This window comes from Agrobacterium sp. 10T429, assembly GCF_056393925.1.
The window spans coordinates 1-413 of record NZ_JBFTGV010000070.1; the positions used below are offsets into that span (position 1 = coordinate 1).

Consider the following 413-nt stretch of genomic DNA (forward strand, 5'->3'; position numbering starts at 1 on the left):
CCGATTTAGTCCGCACGGCCGTCTGGCGAGTTCCGGCCGGCGTCCTGTTGTTGCAACAAATTACGAATTCGCGTCCGCGTCGGTTGCGCCGTCGGCGCCTTCGACCCCGGCGGTGCCAGCGGCCCCTTCCACCACATCGGCGTCCGCATCCTCGGCACCCTCGATCCCGGCGCCATTATCGGCATCGGTCTCGACAATCCGTTGCAGGCCCGACAGCTTGGTGCCCTCGTCCACGTTGATCAGGGTCACGCCCTGCGTGGCGCGGCCCATCTCGCGGATCTCGGCCACACGGGTGCGGATCAGCACGCCGCCGGTCGTGATCAGCATGATCTCGTCCTCGGGCGATACCAGCGCGGCAGCCACCACGCGGCCATTGCGCTCGCTGGTCTGGATCGCAATCATGCCCTTGGTGC

General features: G+C 67.1%; 1 protein-coding gene. It reads right to left on the reverse strand.

Annotation, left to right across the window (positions count from 1 at the left end; translation table 11 throughout):
* Nucleotides 1–60: 60 nt before the first annotated feature.
* On the reverse strand, nucleotides 61–413 hold a 353-nt coding region (locus tag AC1DCP_RS26565), incomplete at its 5' end, for a DNA gyrase C-terminal beta-propeller domain-containing protein (protein WP_476774896.1).